This is a genomic window from Streptomyces purpurascens (assembly GCF_045040895.1).
Classification (GTDB): Bacteria; Actinomycetota; Actinomycetes; order Streptomycetales; family Streptomycetaceae; genus Streptomyces; species Streptomyces purpurascens.
On the sequence record NZ_CP108341.1, the window covers coordinates 5,628,044 to 5,650,328 of the forward strand.

General features: G+C 68.1%; 16 protein-coding genes and 1 pseudogene. 10 read left to right on the top strand and 7 right to left on the bottom strand.

Annotated features, from left to right (window positions below):
* Positions 1-108: 108 nt before the first annotated feature.
* The 5 genes from OHU35_RS25745 to OHU35_RS25765 all read left to right on the top strand — a co-directional run bounded on the left by OHU35_RS25745 (position 109) and on the right by OHU35_RS25765 (position 10,488).
* Positions 109-975, top strand: a complete 867-nt coding sequence (locus OHU35_RS25745; RefSeq protein ID WP_405507039.1) for a hypothetical protein — start codon at positions 109-111, stop codon at positions 973-975.
* A gap of 426 nt (positions 976-1,401) precedes the next feature.
* Positions 1,402-1,932: a 50S ribosomal protein L10 gene (gene rplJ, locus OHU35_RS25750; protein ID WP_189728711.1), complete on the top strand. Its 531-nt coding sequence runs from the start codon at positions 1,402-1,404 to the stop codon at positions 1,930-1,932.
* Positions 1,933-2,046: 114 nt separating this feature from the next.
* Positions 2,047-2,436 carry a 50S ribosomal protein L7/L12 gene (gene rplL / locus OHU35_RS25755; protein ID WP_189728713.1) on the top strand — a complete coding sequence of 130 codons (390 nt, stop codon included), beginning with the start codon at positions 2,047-2,049 and terminating at the stop codon, positions 2,434-2,436.
* Positions 2,437-3,008: 572 nt separating this feature from the next.
* Positions 3,009-6,494 (top strand): DNA-directed RNA polymerase subunit beta, encoded by a 3,486-nt coding sequence (gene rpoB, locus OHU35_RS25760; RefSeq protein ID WP_189728715.1) that lies wholly within the window; start codon positions 3,009-3,011, stop codon positions 6,492-6,494.
* 94 nt (positions 6,495-6,588) lie between these two features.
* A complete protein-coding gene (locus OHU35_RS25765; RefSeq protein ID WP_189728717.1) occupies positions 6,589-10,488 on the top strand; it encodes a DNA-directed RNA polymerase subunit beta' in 3,900 nt (1,299 codons plus the stop codon).
* A gap of 53 nt (positions 10,489-10,541) precedes the next feature.
* Here OHU35_RS25765 and OHU35_RS25770 read toward each other — a convergent pair whose 3' ends face one another.
* The 6 genes from OHU35_RS25770 to OHU35_RS25795 all read right to left on the bottom strand — a co-directional run bounded on the left by OHU35_RS25770 (position 10,542) and on the right by OHU35_RS25795 (position 16,639).
* The gene (locus tag OHU35_RS25770; RefSeq protein WP_359887281.1) at positions 10,542-11,492 is read right to left on the bottom strand and encodes a M48 family metalloprotease; all 951 of its coding nucleotides are present in this window, start codon (positions 11,490-11,492) and stop codon (positions 10,542-10,544) included.
* Between the two features lie 44 nt (positions 11,493-11,536).
* A complete protein-coding gene (locus tag OHU35_RS25775; protein WP_405507042.1) occupies positions 11,537-12,043 on the bottom strand; it encodes a Pycsar system effector family protein in 507 nt (168 codons plus the stop codon).
* Positions 12,040-12,948, bottom strand: coding sequence for a hypothetical protein (locus OHU35_RS25780; protein WP_405507043.1), 909 nt, complete (start codon positions 12,946-12,948; stop codon positions 12,040-12,042). The genes OHU35_RS25775 and OHU35_RS25780 overlap by 4 nt, the downstream gene beginning before the upstream one ends.
* 20 nt (positions 12,949-12,968) lie before the next feature.
* Complete coding sequence (locus OHU35_RS25785; protein WP_189728723.1) at positions 12,969-15,074, bottom strand: hypothetical protein; 2,106 nt, start codon at positions 15,072-15,074, stop codon at positions 12,969-12,971.
* Positions 15,071-15,811 (bottom strand): hypothetical protein, encoded by a 741-nt coding sequence (locus OHU35_RS25790; protein ID WP_189728725.1) that lies wholly within the window; start codon positions 15,809-15,811, stop codon positions 15,071-15,073. Before OHU35_RS25790 ends, OHU35_RS25785 begins: the two co-directional genes overlap by 4 nt.
* Positions 15,812-15,934: 123 nt before the next feature.
* The gene (locus tag OHU35_RS25795; RefSeq protein ID WP_189728727.1) at positions 15,935-16,639 is read right to left on the bottom strand and encodes a Crp/Fnr family transcriptional regulator; all 705 of its coding nucleotides are present in this window, start codon (positions 16,637-16,639) and stop codon (positions 15,935-15,937) included.
* A gap of 203 nt (positions 16,640-16,842) precedes the next feature.
* Here OHU35_RS25795 and OHU35_RS25800 point away from each other — a divergent pair, with 203 nt between their 5' ends.
* The 5 genes from OHU35_RS25800 (at position 16,843) to tuf (ending at position 22,015) form a co-directional block, all read left to right on the top strand.
* Positions 16,843-17,364 (top strand): DUF1707 and DUF4190 domain-containing protein, encoded by a 522-nt coding sequence (locus OHU35_RS25800; protein WP_229873335.1) that lies wholly within the window; start codon positions 16,843-16,845, stop codon positions 17,362-17,364.
* 290 nt (positions 17,365-17,654) lie between these two features.
* Positions 17,655-18,026 carry a 30S ribosomal protein S12 gene (gene rpsL, locus OHU35_RS25805; RefSeq protein WP_003948652.1) on the top strand — a complete coding sequence of 124 codons (372 nt, stop codon included), beginning with the start codon at positions 17,655-17,657 and terminating at the stop codon, positions 18,024-18,026.
* A 2-nt stretch (positions 18,027-18,028) separates the two neighbouring features.
* On the top strand, positions 18,029-18,499 hold the full coding sequence (rpsG, locus tag OHU35_RS25810) for a 30S ribosomal protein S7 (protein ID WP_003992340.1): 471 nt from the start codon (positions 18,029-18,031) through the stop codon (positions 18,497-18,499).
* A gap of 39 nt (positions 18,500-18,538) precedes the next feature.
* Positions 18,539-20,665 (top strand): elongation factor G, encoded by a 2,127-nt coding sequence (fusA, locus tag OHU35_RS25815; protein ID WP_189728729.1) that lies wholly within the window; start codon positions 18,539-18,541, stop codon positions 20,663-20,665.
* A gap of 156 nt (positions 20,666-20,821) precedes the next feature.
* Positions 20,822-22,015: an elongation factor Tu gene (tuf, locus tag OHU35_RS25820; protein ID WP_189728731.1), complete on the top strand. Its 1,194-nt coding sequence runs from the start codon at positions 20,822-20,824 to the stop codon at positions 22,013-22,015.
* 119 nt (positions 22,016-22,134) lie between these two features.
* On the opposite strand, the pseudogene OHU35_RS25825 reads toward tuf, so the two are convergent.
* Positions 22,135-22,266: pseudogene (locus OHU35_RS25825) on the bottom strand (Uma2 family endonuclease); the annotation flags it as partial.
* Between the last annotated feature and the right edge of the window lie 19 nt (positions 22,267-22,285).

The window sequence follows — 22,285 nt, forward strand, 5'->3', positions numbered from 1 at the left end:
GGTCACGGGCCCCGCACCTCTTACAGGTGCGGGGCCCGTTCCCTTTTCCGGTACGTACGCCGGTGGCCTGGGTTAACGTGCGGGAACCGGATACCAACGGGGGGACGTATGCAGGGCACGACCGTGCGCCGCGTGGGCCTGGTGCTCGCGGTGGCGACCGCGCTGACGGGGGTGGCCGCCTGCACCTTCCCGGACTCCTCCGACCGCCCCGGCAAGGACGACCGTGCCGCGCACGGCACCTCCCTGGCGGCCCTGCGCTCCGCCGAACGGGCCACCGCACGGGCCGAGTCCGCCCGGGTCGAGTCCACGACGACCATGGGCTCGCTGATGTCCATGACCGCCGACGGCACCCTCGGCTGGAGCGACGGCATCACCGGCATCCTCACCATCACCTACACCGGCGGCACGATCGCCGACACCATGCGCCGGCTCGGCACCACCTCGATGGAGGCCCGCTACCTGCCCGACGCCTACTACGCGCGCATGGGCGACACGTTCGCCGAGCAGGCCGACGGCAGACACTGGATCCGGTACGCGTACGACGATCTCGAGGCCCTCGCCGGCGGTTCCGGGGCGCACCTCGGCGACCAGATGCGCACCACCACGCCCAACCAGTCCGTGAAATTGCTGCTGGCCTCCGGGGACGTCAGAAAGGTCGGTGAGGAGACCGTGCGCGGCCGGGCCGTCACGCACTACTCCGGCACCGTGGCCGCGGCGGATGTCCCCGACGAGGGTCTGAGGAAGCAGCTGACCGAGGCCGGCGTCGCCACCGAGACCGTCGACATCTGGATCGACGAGCGGGATCTTCTGGTCAAGAAGGTGGAGAAGGCGCGGATGACCACGGGCCGGATGACCCAGACCGCGCACTACCGCGACTACGGGGTGCGGGTCCGGGCCCAGCGGCCGCCGCTGTCCGACACGGGGGACTTCGAGGACCTGATGCGGAAGAAGGCCGGTACAACCGGTACGCCCTGAGGCTGCCGTGAGGGCCGCACCAGGGGCGAGGCGTCGATGTGCTTGAAGCCCACGATCGGCATGAGCGTGAAGGTGACGGCGCCCTGGAGCTGGAGCAGGGCTGATCAGCTCCGCACCGATCCGCCCGCACCGATCCCGTCGTACGGGCGGATTTGCTTGACGGGGATCCGTTCCCGTACCCTCCTGTAGAAGCCAAAGACCGCTGGTCGTTGCCGCGTGCTCGATGAGGGCGCGGTGGCCGAAGGATCCGCTGAACAGCGGACGACCCGCGCAGGTGACACTGGAAGAGCTCCTGGAGTTCGCCGCCGTGTGCGAGCGGACAACCGGTTGAGCTACGCCCCGTGCGCTTGCGCCGGGGCGTTTCGTTTTCCCCAGTCCTCCTTCGGGTCCGCGCGGTCCGAATCACCCGGAAGGAGGCCGAGGCTCATGGCGAGGCCTGACAAGGTCGATGCCGTCGAGGAGATGCGGGACAAGTTCCGCAACTCCAACGGTGCCGTCGTTACCGCGTACACCGGTCTCACCGTGGCGCAGCTGCAGCAGCTGCGTCGTTCACTCGGTGAGAACGCTAACTACCGTGTGGCGAAGAACACGCTGACCAAGATTGCGGCCAATGCGGCCGGGATCAACACGATCGACGACCTCTTCACGGGTTCGTCGGCCGTCGCCTTCGTGACCGGTGACCCGGTCGAGGCGGCGAAGGGTCTCCGCGACTTCGCCAAGGACAACCCGAACCTCGTCATCAAGGGCGGTGTCCTTGACGGCAAGGCGCTGTCCGCCGACGAGATCAAGAAGCTTGCGGACCTCGAGTCCCGCGAGGTTCTGCTCTCCAAGCTGGCCGGTGCCATGAAGGGCAAGCAGTCCCAGGCTGCCTCTGTCTTCCAGGCGCTGCCGTCGAAGCTCGTCCGCACCGTGGACGCGCTCCGTGCCAAGCAGGACGAGCAGGGCGGTGCCGAGTAACTCGGCTCGCATCCCGGCCCCCGCTGCCTGAACGCGGAGGCCGTCGCGGGCCAGACGTACGCCCGCCTCACATGTACATCCGGCACCTGCCGATTTAGTGGAAGGACCGCCATCATGGCGAAGCTCAGCCAGGACGACCTGCTCGCGCAGTTCGAAGAGATGACCCTCATCGAGCTCTCCGAGTTCGTGAAGGCCTTCGAGGAGAAGTTCGACGTCACCGCCGCCGCTGCCGCGCCGGTCGTCGTCGCCGGTGGTGCCGCTGGTGGCGCCGCCGCCGAGGCCGCCGAGGAGCAGGACGAGTTCGACGTCATCCTCACCGGTGCCGGCGACAAGAAGATCCAGGTCATCAAGGTCGTGCGTGAGCTGACCTCCCTGGGTCTGAAGGAGGCCAAGGACCTCGTGGACGGCGCCCCGAAGCCCGTTCTCGAGAAGGTCGCCAAGGACGCCGCCGAGAAGGCCGCCGAGTCCCTCAAGGGCGCCGGCGCCTCCGTCGAGGTCAAGTAACACCCTCGGATCCTTCCGGATCCACGACACGTCCGGCTGGACGTGTAACGCGTAAGCGCGGAAGAGCGATCATCCATCCGGGTGGTCGCTCTTCGGCGTTCCCGGGGTCCGGCCACGGTTGCCTTGCACCCTCAGTGACGGGGGGTATGGTGATCTTCGTCGTGTCTCCGGGCGGCTCCGCTTCGGGCAGGGGGGCCTTGACGAACCGCACGCAGCGCGCAATTCTCAGGACGCGTCGTCACAAGGATCCGTATCCGAGGCATGGATCGACGACGAAGAGGGCAGTATCAACGTGCGTTGAGGGCAGCGCCTTGTAGCAGGAGTGGAACAACGAGGGTCAACACGGGCGTGAAAACCCGGACTGGACATCAGTGTGCCAAGTGGCTACACTGACCCTTTGCGCTGCCTGTTAGCTGTCCCCTGCCCGTCACCAGGGGTCTGCCCTCACTCGAGCATCGACGACAAGAACTGTCTGACCTGGCCTTTCGGCCGGACCGACTCAGCTTGTCTCTGTGTACGGGAGAGGGGCCGGTACGCGCGTAGTGAGTCCGAGCCCTCGGAAGGACCCCCTCTTGGCCGCCTCGCGCAACGCCTCGACCGCGAATACGAACAACGCCGCCAGCACTGCCCCGCTGCGCATCTCTTTTGCAAAGATCAAGGAGCCTCTCGAGGTTCCGAACCTGCTCGCGCTGCAGACCGAGAGCTTCGACTGGCTGCTCGGCAACACCGCTTGGCAGAGTCGGGTCGAGGAGGCTCTGGACAGCGGTCAGGACGTCCCCACCAAGTCCGGTCTGGAGGAGATCTTCGAGGAGATCTCCCCGATCGAGGACTTCAGCGGGTCGATGTCGCTGACCTTCCGTGACCACCGCTTCGAGCCGCCGAAGAACTCGATCGACGAGTGCAAGGAGCGCGACTTCACGTACGCGGCCCCGCTCTTCGTCACCGCCGAGTTCACGAACAACGAGACCGGCGAGATCAAGTCCCAGACCGTCTTCATGGGCGACTTCCCGCTCATGACGAACAAGGGCACCTTCGTCATCAACGGCACCGAGCGTGTCGTGGTGTCGCAGCTGGTCCGTTCGCCGGGTGTCTACTTCGACTCCTCGATCGACAAGACGTCCGACAAGGACATCTTCTCCGCCAAGGTCATCCCGTCCCGGGGTGCCTGGCTGGAGCTGGAGATCGACAAGCGCGACATGGTCGGTGTCCGCATCGACCGCAAGCGCAAGCAGTCCGTCACCGTCCTGCTCAAGGCTCTCGGTTGGACGACCGAGCAGATCCTCGAGGAGTTCGGCGAGTACGAGTCCATGCGCGCCACCCTGGAGAAGGACCACACCCAGGGTCAGGACGACGCGCTGCTCGACATCTACCGCAAGCTGCGTCCGGGCGAGCCCCCCACGCGTGAGGCCGCGCAGACGCTGCTCGAGAACCTCTACTTCAACCCCAAGCGCTACGACCTCGCCAAGGTCGGCCGCTACAAGGTCAACAAGAAGCTGGGCGCGGACGCTCCGCTCGACGCCGGCATCCTGACCGTCGAGGACGTCATCTCGACGATCAAGTACCTGGTGAAGCTGCACGCGGGCGAGACCGAGACGGTCGGCGACAGCGGCACCTCGATCGTCGTCGAGACCGACGACATCGACCACTTCGGCAACCGCCGTCTGCGCAGCGTCGGCGAGCTCATCCAGAACCAGGTCCGTACGGGTCTGGCCCGTATGGAGCGTGTCGTCCGCGAGCGGATGACGACCCAGGACGTCGAGGCGATCACGCCGCAGACCCTGATCAACATCCGGCCGGTCGTCGCCTCCATCAAGGAGTTCTTCGGCACCAGCCAGCTGTCGCAGTTCATGGACCAGAACAACCCGCTGTCGGGTCTGACGCACAAGCGGCGTCTTTCCGCGCTCGGCCCGGGTGGTCTGTCCCGTGAGCGGGCCGGCTTCGAGGTCCGTGACGTGCACCCCTCGCACTACGGCCGCATGTGCCCGATCGAGACGCCCGAAGGCCCGAACATCGGTCTGATCGGCTCGCTCGCCTCCTACGGCCGGGTCAACGCGTTCGGTTTCGTCGAGACCCCGTACCGCAAGGTCTTCGAGGGCCAGGTCACCGACGACGTCGACTACCTGACCGCCGACGAGGAGGACCGCTTCGTCATCGCGCAGGCCAACGCGCCGCTGACGGACGACCTCCGCTTCGCCGAGGCCCGCGTCCTGGTCCGCCGTAAGGGCGGCGAGGTCGACTACGTCACCGGTGAAGACGTGGACTACATGGACGTCTCGCCGCGCCAGATGGTGTCGGTCGCGACCGCCATGATCCCCTTCCTCGAGCACGACGACGCCAACCGTGCCCTCATGGGCGCGAACATGATGCGTCAGGCCGTGCCGCTGATTAAGTCCGAGGCCCCGCTCGTCGGCACCGGCATGGAGTACCGCTCCGCCGCCGACGCCGGCGACGTGGTCAAGGCCGAGAAGCCGGGTGTGGTCCAGGAGGTCTCCGCGGACTACATCACCACCGCCAACGACGACGGCACGTACATCACGTACCGCCTGGCCAAGTTCGCCCGCTCCAACCAGGGCACCTCGGTCAACCAGAAGGTCATCGTCAACGAGGGCGACCGGATCATCGAGGGCCAGATCCTCGCCGACGGTCCGGCCACCCAGCACGGCGAGATGGCGCTGGGCAAGAACCTGCTCGTGGCGTTCATGCCGTGGGAGGGTCACAACTACGAGGACGCGATCATCCTGTCGCAGCGCCTCGTGCAGGACGACGTCCTCTCCTCGATCCACATCGAGGAGCACGAGGTCGACGCCCGTGACACCAAGCTCGGCCCCGAGGAGATCACCCGGGACATCCCGAACGTCTCCGAGGAGGTCCTCGCCGACCTCGACGAGCGCGGCATCATCCGCATCGGTGCCGAGGTCATCGCCGGTGACATCCTCGTCGGCAAGGTCACGCCCAAGGGTGAGACCGAGCTGACGCCCGAGGAGCGCCTGCTGCGCGCGATCTTCGGTGAGAAGGCCCGTGAGGTCCGTGACACCTCGCTGAAGGTGCCGCACGGCGAGACCGGCAAGGTCATCGGCGTCCGCGTCTTCGACCGCGAGGAGGGCGACGAGCTTCCCCCCGGTGTGAACCAGCTGGTGCGCGTGTACGTCGCGCAGAAGCGCAAGATCACCGACGGTGACAAGCTCGCCGGCCGTCACGGCAACAAGGGCGTCATCTCGAAGATCCTGCCGATCGAGGACATGCCGTTCCTGGAGGACGGCACCCCGGTCGACATCATCCTCAACCCGCTGGGTGTGCCGTCCCGAATGAACCCGGGTCAGGTCCTGGAGATCCACCTCGGCTGGCTCGCCAGCCGCGGCTGGGACGTCTCCGGTCTCGCGGACGACTGGGCGCAGCGCCTCCAGGCCATCGAGGCCGACAAGGTCGAGCCCGGCACCAACGTCGCCACCCCCGTCTTCGACGGTGCGCGTGAGGACGAGCTGGCGGGTCTGCTGAACCACACGATCCCGAACCGCGACGGCGAGCGCATGGTGCTCCCGACGGGTAAGGCGCCGCTGTTCGACGGCCGCTCCGGCGAGCCGTTCCCGGAGCCGATCTCGGTCGGCTACATGTACATCCTGAAGCTGCACCACCTGGTCGACGACAAGCTGCACGCCCGTTCGACCGGTCCGTACTCGATGATCACCCAGCAGCCGCTGGGTGGTAAGGCCCAGTTCGGTGGCCAGCGCTTCGGTGAGATGGAGGTGTGGGCGCTGGAGGCTTACGGCGCCGCGTACGCCCTCCAGGAGCTGCTGACCATCAAGTCCGACGACGTCACCGGTCGCGTGAAGGTCTACGAGGCCATCGTCAAGGGCGAGAACATTCCCGAGCCCGGCATCCCCGAGTCCTTCAAGGTGCTCATCAAGGAGATGCAGTCCCTGTGCCTCAACGTGGAGGTGCTGTCCTCGGACGGCATGTCCATCGAGATGCGCGACACCGACGAGGACGTCTTCCGCGCTGCGGAGGAGCTTGGCATCGACCTGTCCCGGCGCGAGCCGAGCAGCGTCGAAGAGGTCTGACGGGAGTTCGGAGGCCTTCGCCATGAAGGCCTCCGGCCCCAGGACCCCCGTATCAGACCCCATGACTTACAACCCTGAGAGGGATTGACGCATAGTGCTCGACGTCAACTTCTTCGACGAGCTCCGGATCGGTCTGGCTACCGCTGACGACATCCGTCAGTGGAGCCACGGCGAGGTCAAGAAGCCCGAGACCATCAACTACCGCACCCTCAAGCCCGAAAAGGACGGACTCTTCTGCGAGAAGATCTTCGGTCCGACCCGGGACTGGGAGTGCTACTGCGGCAAGTACAAGCGCGTCCGCTTCAAGGGCATCATCTGTGAGCGCTGTGGCGTCGAGGTCACCCGCGCCAAGGTGCGTCGTGAGCGGATGGGCCACATCGAGCTGGCCGCGCCCGTCACGCACATCTGGTACTTCAAGGGCGTCCCGTCGCGTCTGGGCTACCTGCTCGACCTGGCTCCCAAGGACCTCGAGAAGGTCATCTACTTCGCGGCGTACATGATCACGTACGTCGACGAGGAGCGCCGTACGCGCGACCTGCCCTCGCTGGAGGCCCACGTCTCCGTCGAGCGCCAGCAGGTCGAGCAGCGCCGCGACGCCGACCTGGAGGCCCGGGCCAAGAAGCTCGAGACCGACCTGGCCGAGCTGGAGGCCGAGGGCGCCAAGGCCGACGTGCGCCGCAAGGTGCGCGAGGGTGCCGAGCGCGAGATGAAGCAGCTGCGTGACCGTGCGCAGCGCGAGATCGACCGGCTCGACGAGGTGTGGAACCGCTTCAAGAACCTCAAGGTCCAGGACCTCGAGGGCGACGAGCTGCTCTACCGCGAGCTGCGTGACCGCTTCGGCACGTACTTCGACGGCTCGATGGGTGCCGCGGCGCTGCAGAAGCGCCTGGAGTCCTTCGACCTCGACGAGGAGGCCGAGAAGCTCCGCGAGATCATCCGCACCGGCAAGGGCCAGAAGAAGACCCGTGCGCTCAAGCGCCTGAAGGTCGTCTCCGCGTTCCTGCAGACCAGCAACAGCCCCAAGGGCATGGTGCTCGACTGCGTGCCGGTCATCCCGCCGGACCTTCGCCCGATGGTGCAGCTGGACGGTGGCCGCTTCGCGACCTCCGACCTGAACGACCTGTACCGCCGTGTGATCAACCGGAACAACCGCCTGAAGCGCCTTCTCGACCTCGGTGCGCCCGAGATCATCGTGAACAACGAGAAGCGCATGCTCCAGGAGGCCGTCGACGCGCTGTTCGACAACGGCCGTCGTGGCCGTCCGGTCACCGGTCCCGGCAACCGCCCGCTGAAGTCCCTCAGCGACATGCTGAAGGGTAAGCAGGGCCGCTTCCGTCAGAACCTGCTCGGTAAGCGTGTGGACTACTCCGCGCGTTCCGTGATCGTCGTCGGTCCGCAGCTGAAGCTGCACCAGTGCGGTCTGCCGAAGGCCATGGCGCTGGAGCTCTTCAAGCCGTTCGTGATGAAGCGCCTGGTCGACCTGAACCACGCGCAGAACATCAAGAGCGCCAAGCGCATGGTCGAGCGCGGCCGCACGGTCGTGTACGACGTGCTGGAAGAGGTCATCGCGGAGCACCCGGTTCTGCTGAACCGTGCGCCCACGCTGCACCGCCTCGGCATCCAGGCCTTCGAGCCGCAGCTGGTCGAGGGCAAGGCCATTCAGATCCACCCGCTCGTCTGCACCGCGTTCAACGCGGACTTCGACGGTGACCAGATGGCCGTCCACCTGCCGCTCTCCGCGGAGGCGCAGGCCGAGGCCCGCATCCTGATGCTGTCCTCGAACAACATCCTCAAGCCCGCCGACGGCCGTCCGGTGACGATGCCGACCCAGGACATGGTCCTCGGTCTGTTCTTCCTCACCACCGACGGCGAGATGCGCGACCTCAAGGGCGAGGGCCGTTCCTTCGCCTCGGTCGCCGAGGCGATCATGGCCTTCGACGCGGGCGAGCTGTCGCTCCAGTCGAAGATCGACGTCCGCTTCCCGGTGGGCACCATCCCGCCGCGTGGCTGGATGCCGCCGGCGCGTGAGGAGGGCGAGCCCGAGTGGCAGCAGGGTGACAGCTTCCGGCTGAACACCACCCTGGGCCGCGCGCTCTTCAACGAGCTGCTGCCCGAGGACTACCCGTTCGTCGACTACGAGGTCGGCAAGAAGCAGCTCTCCGAGATCGTCAACGACCTCGCCGAGCGCTACCCCAAGGTCATCGTGGCGGCGACGCTCGACAACCTGAAGGCGGCCGGCTTCTACTGGGCGACCCGTTCCGGCGTGACCGTGGCCATCTCCGACGTCGTCGTTCCCGAGGCGAAGAAGGAGATCGTCCGCGGGTACGAGGCGCAGGACGAGAAGGTCCAGAAGCAGTACGAGCGCGGTCTGATCACCAAGGACGAGCGCACGCAGGAGCTCATCGCGATCTGGACCAAGGCGACCAACGAGGTCGCCGAGGCGATGAACGACAACTTCCCGAAGACCAACCCGATCTTCATGATGGTGAACTCGGGTGCACGAGGCAACATGATGCAGATGCGTCAGATCGCCGGTATGCGTGGTCTGGTGTCGAACGCGAAGAACGAGACGATCCCGCGTCCGATCAAGGCGTCGTTCCGTGAGGGTCTGTCCGTGCTGGAGTACTTCATCTCCACGCACGGTGCCCGTAAGGGTCTGGCGGACACCGCTCTGCGTACCGCCGACTCGGGTTACCTGACCCGTCGTCTGGTCGACGTCTCCCAGGACGTCATCATCCGCGAGGAGGACTGCGGCACCGAGCGCGGTCTGAAGCTGCGGATCGCCTCGAAGGACGAGACCGGTGTCCTGCGCAAGGCCGAGGACGTCGAGACCAGCGTCTACGCCCGCATGCTCGCCCAGGACGTCGTCATCGACGGCAAGGTGATCGCGCCGGCCAACGTGGACCTGGGCGATGTGCTCATCGACCAGCTCGTGCACCACGGTGTCGAGGAGGTCAAGACCCGCTCGATCCTGACCTGCGAGTCGCACGTCGGCACCTGCGCCATGTGCTACGGCCGTTCGCTGGCCACCGGCAAGCTGGTCGACATCGGTGAGGCGGTCGGCATCATCGCCGCCCAGTCCATCGGTGAGCCCGGCACCCAGCTGACGATGCGTACCTTCCACACCGGTGGTGTGGCCGGTGACGACATCACCCAGGGTCTGCCGCGTGTCGTCGAGCTCTTCGAGGCCCGTACCCCGAAGGGTGTCGCCCCGATCTCCGAGGCCTCCGGCCGCGTGCGGATCGAGGAGACCGAGAAGACCAAGAAGCTCGTTGTCACCCCGGACGACGGCAGCGACGAGACGGCGTTCCCGATCTCGAAGCGTGCCCGGCTCCTGGTCAGCGAGGGCGAGCACGTCGAGGTGGGCCAGAAGCTCACCGTGGGTGCCACCAACCCGCACGACGTGCTGCGCATTCTGGGTCAGCGTGCCGTCCAGGTCCACCTGGTCGGCGAGGTCCAGAAGGTCTACAACTCGCAGGGTGTGTCGATCCACGACAAGCACATCGAGATCATCATCCGGCAGATGCTCCGCCGCGTGACGATCATCGAGTCCGGCGACGCCGAGCTGCTGCCCGGCGAGCTGGTCGAGCGCTCGAAGTTCGAGACCGAGAACCGTCGTGTGGTCCAGGAGGGCGGTCACCCGGCCTCCGGTCGTCCGCAGCTGATGGGTATCACCAAGGCCTCGCTGGCGACGGAATCCTGGCTGTCGGCCGCCTCCTTCCAGGAGACGACCCGAGTTCTGACGGACGCGGCGATCAACGCCAAGTCCGACAGCCTCATCGGCCTCAAGGAGAACGTCATCATCGGTAAGCTCATCCCGGCCGGTACGGGTCTGTCCCGCTACCGCAACATCCGGGTCGAGCCGACCGAGGAGGCCAAGGCCGCGATGTACTCGGCCGTCGGCTACGACGACATCGACTACTCGCCGTTCGGCACGGGCTCCGGCCAGGCCGTTCCGCTGGAGGACTACGACTACGGTCCGTACAACCAGTAAGCGAGTCGCTTGAGTCGAGGGCGGTCACCTTGGGGTGGCCGCCCTTCGGCGTGTCAGCGCCGGTTGTCCAGATGGGCCTGCAAGCGGTGCAGCCGGGTGTGGACGTCGGGGTGCGAGTCGAGGAGCCGCGCGATCATTCCGCCCTTGTTGAAGGCGAGACCCGGGGCGGTGGCCGTGGCCTCCCGTTCGCGCTCCTGGTGCAGTACGGCCATCAGCTGGGGCGCGAAGCCGAGCCCCGCCGCGTGCTCGTCGGCCCGCAGCTCGGACCGCCGGGAGACCGCGGCCACCAGGTAGGGCGTCGCCAGCGGCAGGAAGATCAGCCCGTACGTGGCGGTCGCCAGCGCGATCAGGGTGGCCCCGGCCACGCCGATCACCACGGCGGCCGCACCTGTCGGGAGCCGGTCGAGCCGTGTGGCCGACCGGAGCAGCAGCCGCCAGGTGAGCCGGGCCGGCAGCGCGTACCAGAGGGACAGCAGTGAGGACCACGCGTGTCCCCGCGTGTGATGTCCCAGTTCGTGGGCGAGGACGCCGGCGAGCTGGGCGGGCGTCAGGGTCCGCAGCGAGTGACGGGTGACGCCGACGATGTGCCCGGCCGCCGCCAGGGCGTTGATCTCGTCGCTCTCCTCCATCCAGAGCTGATAGGCGCCCGCGTCCACTCCGGCCCGGGCGGTCACCTCGCGCCAGACGGGCCGCAGTCGCCCGTCCTCCTCCGGCGTGGGGTAGCGCAGGCCGAACAGCCACCGGGCCAGGAGCCGCTCGCACGGCCGGTGGAAGACCAGGGCCCCGCTCAGGACCCAGCAGCCGAAGAGAAGCCACCAGGGCAGATCGCTCAGGTGGCCCAGGGCGTACGACACGACGAAGACGACGGCCAGGCTGGCGGTGACGTGGGGGAGGTGCAGCGCCAGCGAGCCGAGGGCGGTGAGGTCCGCCCCGCGCCGGCGGGCGGCTATGTGGACACGGCCGGGGCGGCGGGGGAGGTCGTCGTCGGGGACCGGTGAGGACATGGGTAGGGGCCTTCCTTCCCGTGCGGGGAACAGAGCGGCGAGGTTCAGGCGAGGAGCATCGATCCGGGCAGCAGGACCGCCGCGCAGCCGAACGAGAGCAGTCCGGTCCGGATCCAGAAGTGCTTGCGGGCGGCGATGCCGCTCGTCTCGGCGAGGGCGAGCAGAAGGCCACGAGCGGGGTCGCGGCCCGTGTCCGCGAGGGCCGTGGTGAGCCGTCCCTCGCGTGCGGCTCGTCGTACGTCGCCGAAGTACGTGAGCGGGCTGCCGGGCGTCCAACGGCTGCCCCGGTAGCGGGGCGTGACCGCCAGCAGCAGGGCGAACAGCGCGACGACCAGGGCCGCCGCCCCGGCCCACCACAGCACGGCGGCGGGCGCCGGAAGCCGGTCGGGAGTCCAGCCGCGCTGGGTCAGGAGCGCGGCGAGCATGCCCCCCGAGATGCCGAGCGCGCCCACGAGCACGGTGGCCTTGGCGTCGGCACGGGCGATCTCACCGCGGAGGTCGGCGAGCAGCTGGGTGCCCGCCCGCACCGCGGAGTCGTCCGAGGGGGTCATGTGCCGGACTCCGGGTCGTCCTCGGGCGGGGCGGACGGGTCCGTGGTCCGCAGGATGGCCTTCATCCGCTCGGCGATGAGCTTGTGGGGCTCATCGAGCTGGTAGCCCTCCAACTGCTTGTTGTCCAAGGCCTGGTTGATCAGGTTCACCTGGGTGTCCAGCAGCCTGTTCTGGCCTGACTGGAGGTGTTCCAGGACGAGCCGGGTCTCGTCGGGGTGTGCCGCCAGGTGCAGGGCGAGTGCGGCGGTGCCGCCCCTGGCCAGGGTGAGTTGGTAGAACCTGATCTGTTCGGCCCTGCGCTCGGCCTCGTACGTGTCACGGAGCCGGGTCGCCTCGTGCTCCGGCTGCGCGGCCTCCACCTCGTGCCGGGCGGTCCGCAGGCGGTCCTGGTGGGATCGCTCGGTGGCGTCCCGGCGCAGGCGTATGGAACAGGTGACGTGCAGGCCCTGGGCGCGGCCCAGCGAGGTCGCGTCCCGCACCGCCCGCTGCACGGCCTGCTCCGCCTCGGCGCTCGCGTCGATGGGGTGACGGCGGCCGGCCTCCCGCATCAGGGGCAGCAGCTCCCGTGTGAGCAGGCCGGGCACGTCCCGCTCCTGGCTGCGGACGAAGAGCGCCGGGTGGGTGACCCGCCAGCCGACGTCGGCCGTGACCTCGAACTCGAAGCTGTCGACCAGGCTGGGCAGGGGCACGGTCAGCTCGAAGGCGTGCGGGTCCGTGTCCACCTCGTACACGGCGACGTACCGCCGCACGGACGTGGGACGGTCGGGCGGCGGGAAGGTCTCGTACGCGCCCTTTCGGGTCACACACACCAGGGCGTGGTCGATGCGCCCCATGAAGCGCCGGCCGCCGAGATGGAAGCGTGGCAGCTGCCAGACGGTGCGGACGGGGTCGGTGTCGTGTTCCATGGTCGGCCTCCGAAGGCGGGTCAGTCGAGGGCGAGGCGCTTGCTCAGCCGGTCCGCGGCCGGTGTGACGGCTCCCCTGGAGTCGCGGACCGTGCCCAGCAGATGGCTGACGCGCTGCCGGTCGGTGGGCGTGGTGACGAGGGCGCCGAGCAGCGAGGCGAGGGCCGATTCCGTCTCCGGGTCGTCGTCGGCTCCGCGCACCCAGCCGCGCAGGACGCCGAGGGCCTTCGGGTTGTGGGTCCGGTCGGTGAGCAGCGCGTCCCAGAACGCGGCCAGCTGCCGGGCGGCCGCCGGGTCCTCGGCTGCCGCGGCCCGCGCGTACCAGGCGAGGACGGGCGGGCGGTCGCTGTCGTCGTCCTTCGTCTGCCGGCAGGCCTGGAGGAAGGCGAGCAGGGCGTGCGGGCGGACCACGCGGTCGGTGCGGCGGAGTTCGTCCAGGGCGGTCAGTACGGGGTCCCGTACGGCGAGGAGGAGGAGTTCGAGGGCGTCGGCGAGCTGCCGGGCCTCCTCCGGTGGCTCCCCGTCCTCCTGGACACTGGCGGCCTCGGCGGGCGGTGGCCGGTGCATGGCGTCCACGAGTGCCGCCAGGGTCTCCTCGTGGAGCACCGGTCCCAGGAGGCCGTAGGCACGGATGGCCGTCCAGCGGCGGCTCTCGACGTCCCCGATGCACCAGTCGTGCAGGATCCGGGAGACGGCCGGCACATCCAGCAGCTGGGTCATGGTGAGGGCGTTGGCCGCGGTCAGCCAGGCGTGCGGTTTACGGCCGTCCGCCCACGGCTCGATGAGGTGGGCCATGGCGGACGACAGATCGGCCCTGGCCAGCCGCGCGGCGGCCGACGCCGCCCGGGTCCGCACGAGCGGGCGGCGGTCATCGGCCAGCTTGCGGATCCACTCCGCGAAGGCCGGGCGCGCGGACGGGTGGAGGTTCCACACCTCCTCCAGCAGCATCGGAGCCGTCCGCTCGTCCCGGAAGGCGGCGCAGAACCTGCCCTTCAGGGGACCCCACTCGGTGACCTCCGCTGTCATATAGCCGTCGGCGTGCGCGAGCCGGAGCCGCTCCTCGCGGGAGCTGCCGAAGACGGGAATGGACGGCCGGACGTTCGGATCCTGGATGTCGTGCAGGCGTACGAAGAGGCCGTCGGCGAGCTCGGCCGTCACCGCGTACGGCGCCTTGTCGAAGACGGCGAGGGAGACGAGGAACGCCTTGTCGCGCAGCTCGGGCTTCTCCTCGGTGAGCCAGCGGTTCACCTGGGTCGCCACGGCCGTCTCGCCGAAGGCGGCGAGCTCCGCCTCGTCGACCTCGCCGCGATGGTGTGCGACGAGCTGCACGGCGAACTGCCTGATCTCGTCGGGCCGGTGGTGCCGGGTGAGGAACTCCTTCACCGCCGTCAGTCCGCACAGCTCCGGCCAGGCGGACTCACCGGCCGCCGGTGTGACATGGGCGTGCAGCAGGTTCTCGGCCGACGGCGGCTCCCACCGTACGGAGGGCAGGTCGCCCAGCGCCGCCGAGGGCTCGACGGTGATCACCATACGGGCGTGGGCGCGCTCCAACCGCTCGCGAAGACGGTGCAGTTGGGCCTCGCGCAGGGGACGGTTCCGGCTGACGGGCAGATCGCACAGGACGTATCCGGCCGAGGAGTCCACCTGGTCGGCCAGCGCCGGGAACGACGCGGGAGGATCCAGGGAGCGCAACCGCTCGGCGCCCAGCCGGTGCAGCAGCATCAGCGCGGCGGTACGGCGGCCTGTCTCGCGTCCGCCGGACAGGATGACGAGCCTGTCGTCCCGCAGGAGCTCCAGGGCCTCGTCGAAGCTCTGGCAGCCCCGGAAGACGACCTTCAGTTCTTCGATCTCCGCGTGCGGTATCGGCCCGGACAGCGGAAGAGGCGCCTCGGCCCGGCCTCCGAAGTGGAAGTGCTGGTCGCCGTAGTGCGTGCCGCCCGCCTGGCCGAACTGGTCGCGGGCGACGAGAGTGGAGACGAAGTCCGGGGCGTGCGCGATCAGGTCCCGGCGCGCGGCCCACGCCTCCTGCCTCGGCTGTTCCTCGGCCGCCTCGTCCCGCTGCTTCTTCTCGCCGTCCTGCGCGTCGGCCGGATTCGCCGCGTCCGCCGCCGTTTCCTCCTGGCTCATCGGCGCTCGTCCCGGGCGCGGCCGGTGAAGTCGAAGTGCTGGCCGCCGTGGAGTGTGCCGCCCGCCTGACCGTACTGATCGCCGTGGACGCGGACGTCGGAGCGCTGGGGGGCGGGTGCGTCCGGGCCCGAGGCACCGGCGGGGGCTTCGGGGGAGGCCGGCGTGCTGCCCGGCTCCCCGTGCACCCAAGCCACCGTGGGCCCCTCCTTCGTCCCCACCGTCACCCGGTGGAACTCCTCCGGCCGTACACCCAGCGGGCCGTGCCGTACCACCCCCTGGTAGATCCCTTCCGACACGCACAGCACGCAGTCGGACTCGCGCTGCTTCAGGGCGTCGCGCAGGGGGTCGGAGTTCAGCAGGCGGACCGCGTGGTTGAGGTCGGAGCCGACCCAGCCGTCGAGTTCGTCGACGGCGACGTAGCCGGAGGACAGGACGATGCGCAGCCGCATGCGGGCACTGGTCGCCAGGAGGCGGTTCTTGTTGTGGAGCAGGGCCGGGGTCTCGGTCAGAAGGGTCTTGATCAGGGCGGGTACGGGGACCGCGGTGTCGATCAGCTCCATCACGGAGTCGCCGCGGTCGGCGCGCAGCCGGGCCGTCTCGTCGACGGCGGCGTCGAGCAGGGTCGTGTCGACGACGTCGTACAGGACGCGGCGTAGGAACGCCTGCTCCACGTCGTCGCGTGAGCCGTACTGCTCGATGTCGAAGAGGAGGATCGTGCGGTACACGGGGTCGGTCATGGCTGCCTCTCGCACGTCGGTGTCCGTCGTCCAGCACGATGGCGGGTCGCGGGCGAGCGCCGGAGGGCCGATGACACGGACGGAATGTGACCGTGTGCATGGAACGGCGGGCGGGGATGTGCGTCAGGCGCAGGCGTCGCCGGCGATGCGGCGCAGCACGTCGGGGCGGAGAACGACGATGCGGCGGCGCCGGGTGGCGACGACCTGCCGGTCCCGCAGCTCCTTGAGGAGCCGGGCCACCGCCTCGCGCGAGGAGCCCACGGAACCGGCGAACTCCTGCTGGCTGAGCCCGATGGTGAGTTCGATGCCCTCGTCCGTCCGGCTGCCGTGCGTGCGCACCAGTTCGAGCAGCAGGACGGCCAGCCGCTCGCGCACGCTCAGCGCGGCCCATTCCAGCCGGCGGCGGTCGGTCGAGCGCTGCCGGTCCGTGGACAGGCTCAGCAGGTGCAGGGCCACCCGGGGGTTGTCCGAGACGAACACGGTGAAACGGTTCTGGTCGATGACGACCGCCTCGACCGGCTCCAGGGCCGTCACGGTCGCCGAGCGGCCGCGGCCGCTGAGGGCCGCGCCCTCGCCGATGATGTCGCCGGGGCCGCGCAGGGCGAGCAGAGCCTCGTAGCCGTTGGCCGCGATCGCCGTGACCTTGGTCCAGCCGTGCAGTAGCAGCAGGACGTGGGCCGAGGGCTCGTCCTGGTGCAGGATGACGCCGCGGGCCCGGTAGCCGAGGGGGCGTCCGATGGCGAGCAGGGCGGAGCGATCCTCCCGCTCCAGCCGGGCGAGGAACGGGACGCCGTCGTCGTCCCACGCGCGTGCCTGCCCCCCGGTCATTCCGCCGACCCCCGCGTTCACCTGTGCCGATGCCTGCCCTCTACAGGCGTCGTACTCGCGTCAACGTACTGGAAACGACCATGGAGGAAACGGGCGTGATTCGGCCGCGTGGCTGACGAACGGCGCCTCGCCCGGGTGCACCGATGCCGGAACCGTCCCTTCGGCGCATCATGGAAGGACTCAGGCTCCCGGGGAGGTACTCCGTGTCGCAGCCGCCCTATCCGTCCTGGCAGCCCTGGCAGGGCGCCGGCGCCCCGTCGATGCTCGCCTCGCACGCCGATCGGGAGCGGGCTGTGGACGTGCTCAGAGCCGGGTACGGCGAGGGCCGGATGGAGCGGGACGAGTTCGAGAAGCGGGTGGCGCGGGCGTACGGGGCCCGCACCGTGGGGGAGCTGGCGCTGCTCGTCGCGGATCTGCCGCAGGGGCCCGTGCCGCAGTCGGCCGGTGCCGTGCCCGTGTCGCGGACGTTCCTGCCGGTGCCGCGGCCCCCGACGAACGGCAAGGCGGTCGCGGCCGGTGTGTGCGGGCTGCTGTGTGTGCCGACGATGGGGCTGACCGGGATTCCGGCCGTCGTGCTGGGGCACGTGGCGCGGGCCGAGATCCGCAGCCGGGGCGAGCTGGGGGACGGGCTCGCGCTGACCGGGCTGGTGCTCGGATGGTTGTCCACGGCAGGCTGGGCACTCGTCCTGGTGTTGCTCACGGTGGTGTCCATCGCGGCGGGCTGAACGGCCGGGGGACGGTCGTGGGGTCTTGACATGTCCCGCATATCGATGCGGGCGGTGCCCATTTGTTTTGACCGCAGCGAATGCGATAGGTACGCTCAGACCTTGTGCCTGGGGTGTGCCCTGGCTCTCGTGCGTGCCATCAACCGCATCGCGAGCTGTTACCGGCCACCGCAATCTGCGCTTCTTTCTGCCTCGCGGCGGGAGTCCGCGGGATTCGACACACCCGACCGCGTGGGTCGGCGACGTTCCAGGTTAGCTTCACCATTCGGCACACAGAAACCGGAGAAGTAGTGCCTACGATCCAGCAGCTGGTCCGTAAGGGCCGGCAGGACAAGGTCGAGAAGAACAAGACGCCCGCACTCGAGGGTTCCCCTCAGCGTCGTGGCGTCTGCACGCGTGTGTTCACGACCACCCCGAAGAAGCCGAACTCGGCCCTGCGTAAGGTCGCGCGTGTGCGTCTGACCAGCGGGATCGAGGTCACCGCTTACATTCCGGGTGAGGGACACAACCTGCAGGAGCACTCCATCGTGCTCGTGCGCGGCGGCCGTGTGAAGGACCTGCCGGGTGTTCGCTACAAGATCATCCGCGGCTCGCTCGACACCCAGGGTGTCAAGAACCGCAAGCAGGCCCGCAGCCGCTACGGCGCCAAGAAGGAGAAGTAAGAATGCCTCGTAAGGGCCCCGCCCCGAAGCGCCCGGTCATCATCGACCCGGTCTACGGTTCTCCTCTGGTGACCTCCCTCATCAACAAGGTGCTGCTGAACGGCAAGCGCTCCACCGCCGAGCGCATCGTCTACGGCGCCATGGAGGGTCTGCGTGAGAAGACGGGCAACGACCCGATCATCACGCTGAAGCGCGCACTGGAAAACATCAAGCCGACCCTCGAGGTCAAGTCCCGCCGTGTCGGTGGTGCGACGTACCAGGTTCCGATCGAGGTCAAGCCCGGTCGTGCCAACACGCTCGCGCTGCGCTGGCTGGTCGGTTACTCCCGCGCCCGTCGCGAGAAGACCATGACCGAGCGTCTGCTCAACGAGCTTCTCGACGCCTCCAACGGCCTTGGTGCCGCTGTGAAGAAGCGCGAGGACACCCACAAGATGGCCGAGTCCAACAAGGCCTTCGCGCACTACCGCTGGTAGTCGCTACCCACATCGAGACCGAGAGAAGACTGAAGCCTTATGGCTACCACTTCACTTGACCTGGCCAAGGTCCGCAACATCGGGATCATGGCCCACATCGACGCGGGCAAGACGACCACCACCGAGCGGATCCTGTTCTACACCGGCGTTTCGTACAAGATCGGTGAGGTCCACGACGGCGCTGCCACCATGGACTGGATGGAGCAGGAGCAGGAGCGTGGCATCACGATCACCTCTGCTGCCACCACCTGTCACTGGCCGCTCGAGGACAACGACTACACCATCAACATCATCGACACCCCGGGTCACGTCGACTTCACCGTCGAGGTGGAGCGCTCCCTGCGCGTGCTCGACGGTGCCGTGACGGTGTTCGACGGTGTCGCCGGCGTTGAGCCGCAGTCCGAGACGGTGTGGCGTCAGGCGGACCGCTACGGCGTTCCGCGGATCTGCTTCGTCAACAAGCTCGACCGTACCGGTGCCGAGTTCCACCGCTGCGTCGACATGATCACCGACCGTCTGGGCGCGCAGCCGCTGGTCATGCAGCTGCCGATCGGTGCCGAGGCGGACTTCAAGGGCGTCATCGACCTCGTGACGATGAAGGCCCTGGTCTGGTCGGCCGAGGCGACCAAGGGCGAGATGTACGACACCGTCGACATCCCGGACACCCACGCCGAGGCTGCCGAGGAGTACCGCGGCAAGCTGCTCGAGGCCGTCGCCGAGAACGACGAAGAGCTGATGGAGCTGTACCTGGAGGGCACCGAGCCCACCGTGGAGCAGCTCTACGCCGCGATCCGTCGCATCACGATCGCGTCCGGCAAGAGCGACGGCACCACCGTCACCCCCGTGTTCTGCGGCACCGCGTTCAAGAACAAGGGCGTTCAGCCCCTGCTCGACGCGGTCGTGCGCTACCTGCCCACCCCGCTCGACGTCGAGGCCATCGAGGGCCACGACGTCAAGGACCCGGAGCAGGTCATCGCGCGCAAGCCGTCGGAGGACGAGCCCCTCGCCGCGCTGGCGTTCAAGATCATGAGCGACCCGCACCTCGGCAAGCTCACCTTCGTCCGCGTGTACTCCGGCCGCCTGGTGTCCGGCACTGCTGTGCTGAACTCCGTCAAGGGCAAGAAGGAGCGCATCGGCAAGATCTACCGCATGCACGCGAACAAGCGTGAGGAGATCGAGTCGGTGGGCGCCGGCGACATCGTCGCCGTCATGGGCCTGAAGCAGACCACCACCGGTGAGACGCTGAGCGACGACAAGAACCCGGTCATCCTGGAGTCCATGGACTTCCCGGCGCCGGTCATCCAGGTCGCCATCGAGCCCAAGTCGAAGGGTGACCAGGAGAAGCTGGGCGTCGCGATCCAGCGCCTGGCCGAGGAGGACCCGTCCTTCCAGGTCCACACCAACGAGGAGACCGGCCAGACCATCATCGGTGGTATGGGCGAGCTTCACCTCGAGGTGCTGGTCGACCGCATGAAGCGCGAGTTCAAGGTCGAGGCCAACGTCGGCAAGCCGCAGGTCGCCTACCGTGAGACGATCCGCAAGGCCGTCGAGCGCGTCGACTACACGCACAAGAAGCAGACTGGTGGTACCGGCCAGTTCGCCAAGGTGCAGATCGCGATCGAGCCGATCGAGGGCGGCGACGCCGCGTACGAGTTCGTGAACAAGGTCACCGGTGGCCGCATCCCGAAGGAGTACATCCCTTCGGTGGACGCCGGTGCGCAGGAGGCCATGCAGTTCGGCATCCTGGCCGGCTACGAGATGACGGGCGTCCGCGTCACGCTCATCGACGGTGGCTACCACGAGGTCGACTCCTCCGAGCTCGCGTTCAAGATCGCCGGTTCGCAGGCCTTCAAGGAGGCCGCCCGCAAGGCCAGCCCCGTGCTGCTCGAGCCGATGATGGCCGTCGAGGTCACCACGCCCGAGGACTACATGGGTGAGGTCATCGGCGACATCAACTCCCGTCGTGGCCAGATCCAGGCCATGGAGGAGCGGGCCGGTGCCCGTCTCGTGAAGGGCCTGGTGCCCCTCTCGGAGATGTTCGGCTACGTCGGAGACCTCCGCAGCAAGACGTCGGGTCGCGCAAGCTACTCGATGCAGTTCGACTCCTACGCCGAGGTTCCCCGGAACGTCGCCGAGGAGATCATCGCGAAGGCCAAGGGCGAGTAACGCACCGCGTCTACACGCCGTAGGCTTGACTCCGGAGCCTTGAGGGGCATTCCGCCACAATCATGGTGAGAATGCCCCGGGGCCCGGGCTTTCCAGCAAAGATCACCTGGCGCCGATGAGTAAGGCGTACCAGAACCACTCCACAGGAGGACCCCAGTGGCGAAGGCGAAGTTCGAGCGGACTAAGCCGCACGTCAACATCGGCACCATCGGTCACATCGACCACGGTAAGACGACCCTCACGGCCGCCATTACCAAGGTGCTGCATGACGCGTACCCCGAGCTGAACGAGGCCTCGGCCTTCGACCAGATCGACAAGGCTCCCGAGGAGCGCCAGCGCGGTATCACGATCTCGATCGCGCACGTCGAGTACCAGACCGAGACGCGTCACTACGCCCACGTCGACTGCCCCGGTCACGCGGACTACATCAAGAACATGATCACGGGTGCGGCGCAGATGGACGGCGCCATCCTCGTGGTCGCCGCCACCGACGGCCCGATGCCGCAGACCAAGGAGCACGTGCTCCTGGCCCGCCAGGTCGGCGTTCCGTACATCGTCGTCGCCCTGAACAAGGCCGACATGGTGGACGACGAGGAGATCCTGGAGCTCGTCGAGCTCGAGGTTCGTGAGCTTCTCTCCGAGTACGAGTTCCCGGGCGACGACCTGCCGGTCGTCAAGGTCTCGGCGCTCAAGGCCCTCGAGGGCGACAAGGAGTGGGGCAACTCCGTTCTCGAGCTCATGAAGGCCGTCGACGAGAACATCCCGCAGCCCGAGCGTGACGTCGACAAGCCGTTCCTGATGCCGATCGAGGACGTCTTCACGATCACCGGTCGTGGCACCGTCGTCACCGGTCGTATCGAGCGTGGTGTCCTCAAGGTCAACGAGACCGTCGACATCGTCGGTATCAAGCAGGACAAGACCACCACCACGGTCACCGGCATCGAGATGTTCCGCAAGCTGCTCGACGAGGGCCAGGCCGGTGAGAACGTCGGTCTGCTGCTTCGTGGCATCAAGCGCGAGGACGTCGAGCGCGGCCAGGTCATCATCAAGCCGGGCTCGGTCACCCCGCACACCGAGTTCGAGGCGCAGGCCTACATCCTGTCCAAGGACGAGGGTGGCCGCCACACGCCGTTCTTCAACAACTACCGCCCGCAGTTCTACTTCCGTACGACGGACGTGACCGGCGTGGTGACCCTCCCCGAGGGCACCGAGATGGTCATGCCGGGTGACAACACCGAGATGAAGGTGGAGCTCATCCAGCCCGTCGCCATGGAGGAGGGCCTGAAGTTCGCCATCCGTGAGGGTGGTCGGACCGTGGGCGCCGGCCAGGTCACCAAGATCAACAAGTGAGTCTTCGGACTGGCTTGAGGGTCTACTGACCTGAGTGGCTCGAAGGGGCCCGTACGACTTCGGTCGTGCGGGTCCTTTTGCTGTGTCGGCTTGGCTGTGTGTCGGCCGCCTCCAGCGGCTCACCCCTGCGGGGTGTCGCTGTCCCGGTACAGGGGCAGGCCGTCCGTGGCGATGGTCCAGTCGGCGATGGTCACGTCCTCGCCGTAGACGAAGTCCTTGCGTGTGGCGTAGCGGGGGCCGTCCGGCGTGCTGAGGCGCCCTGCCGCGCGT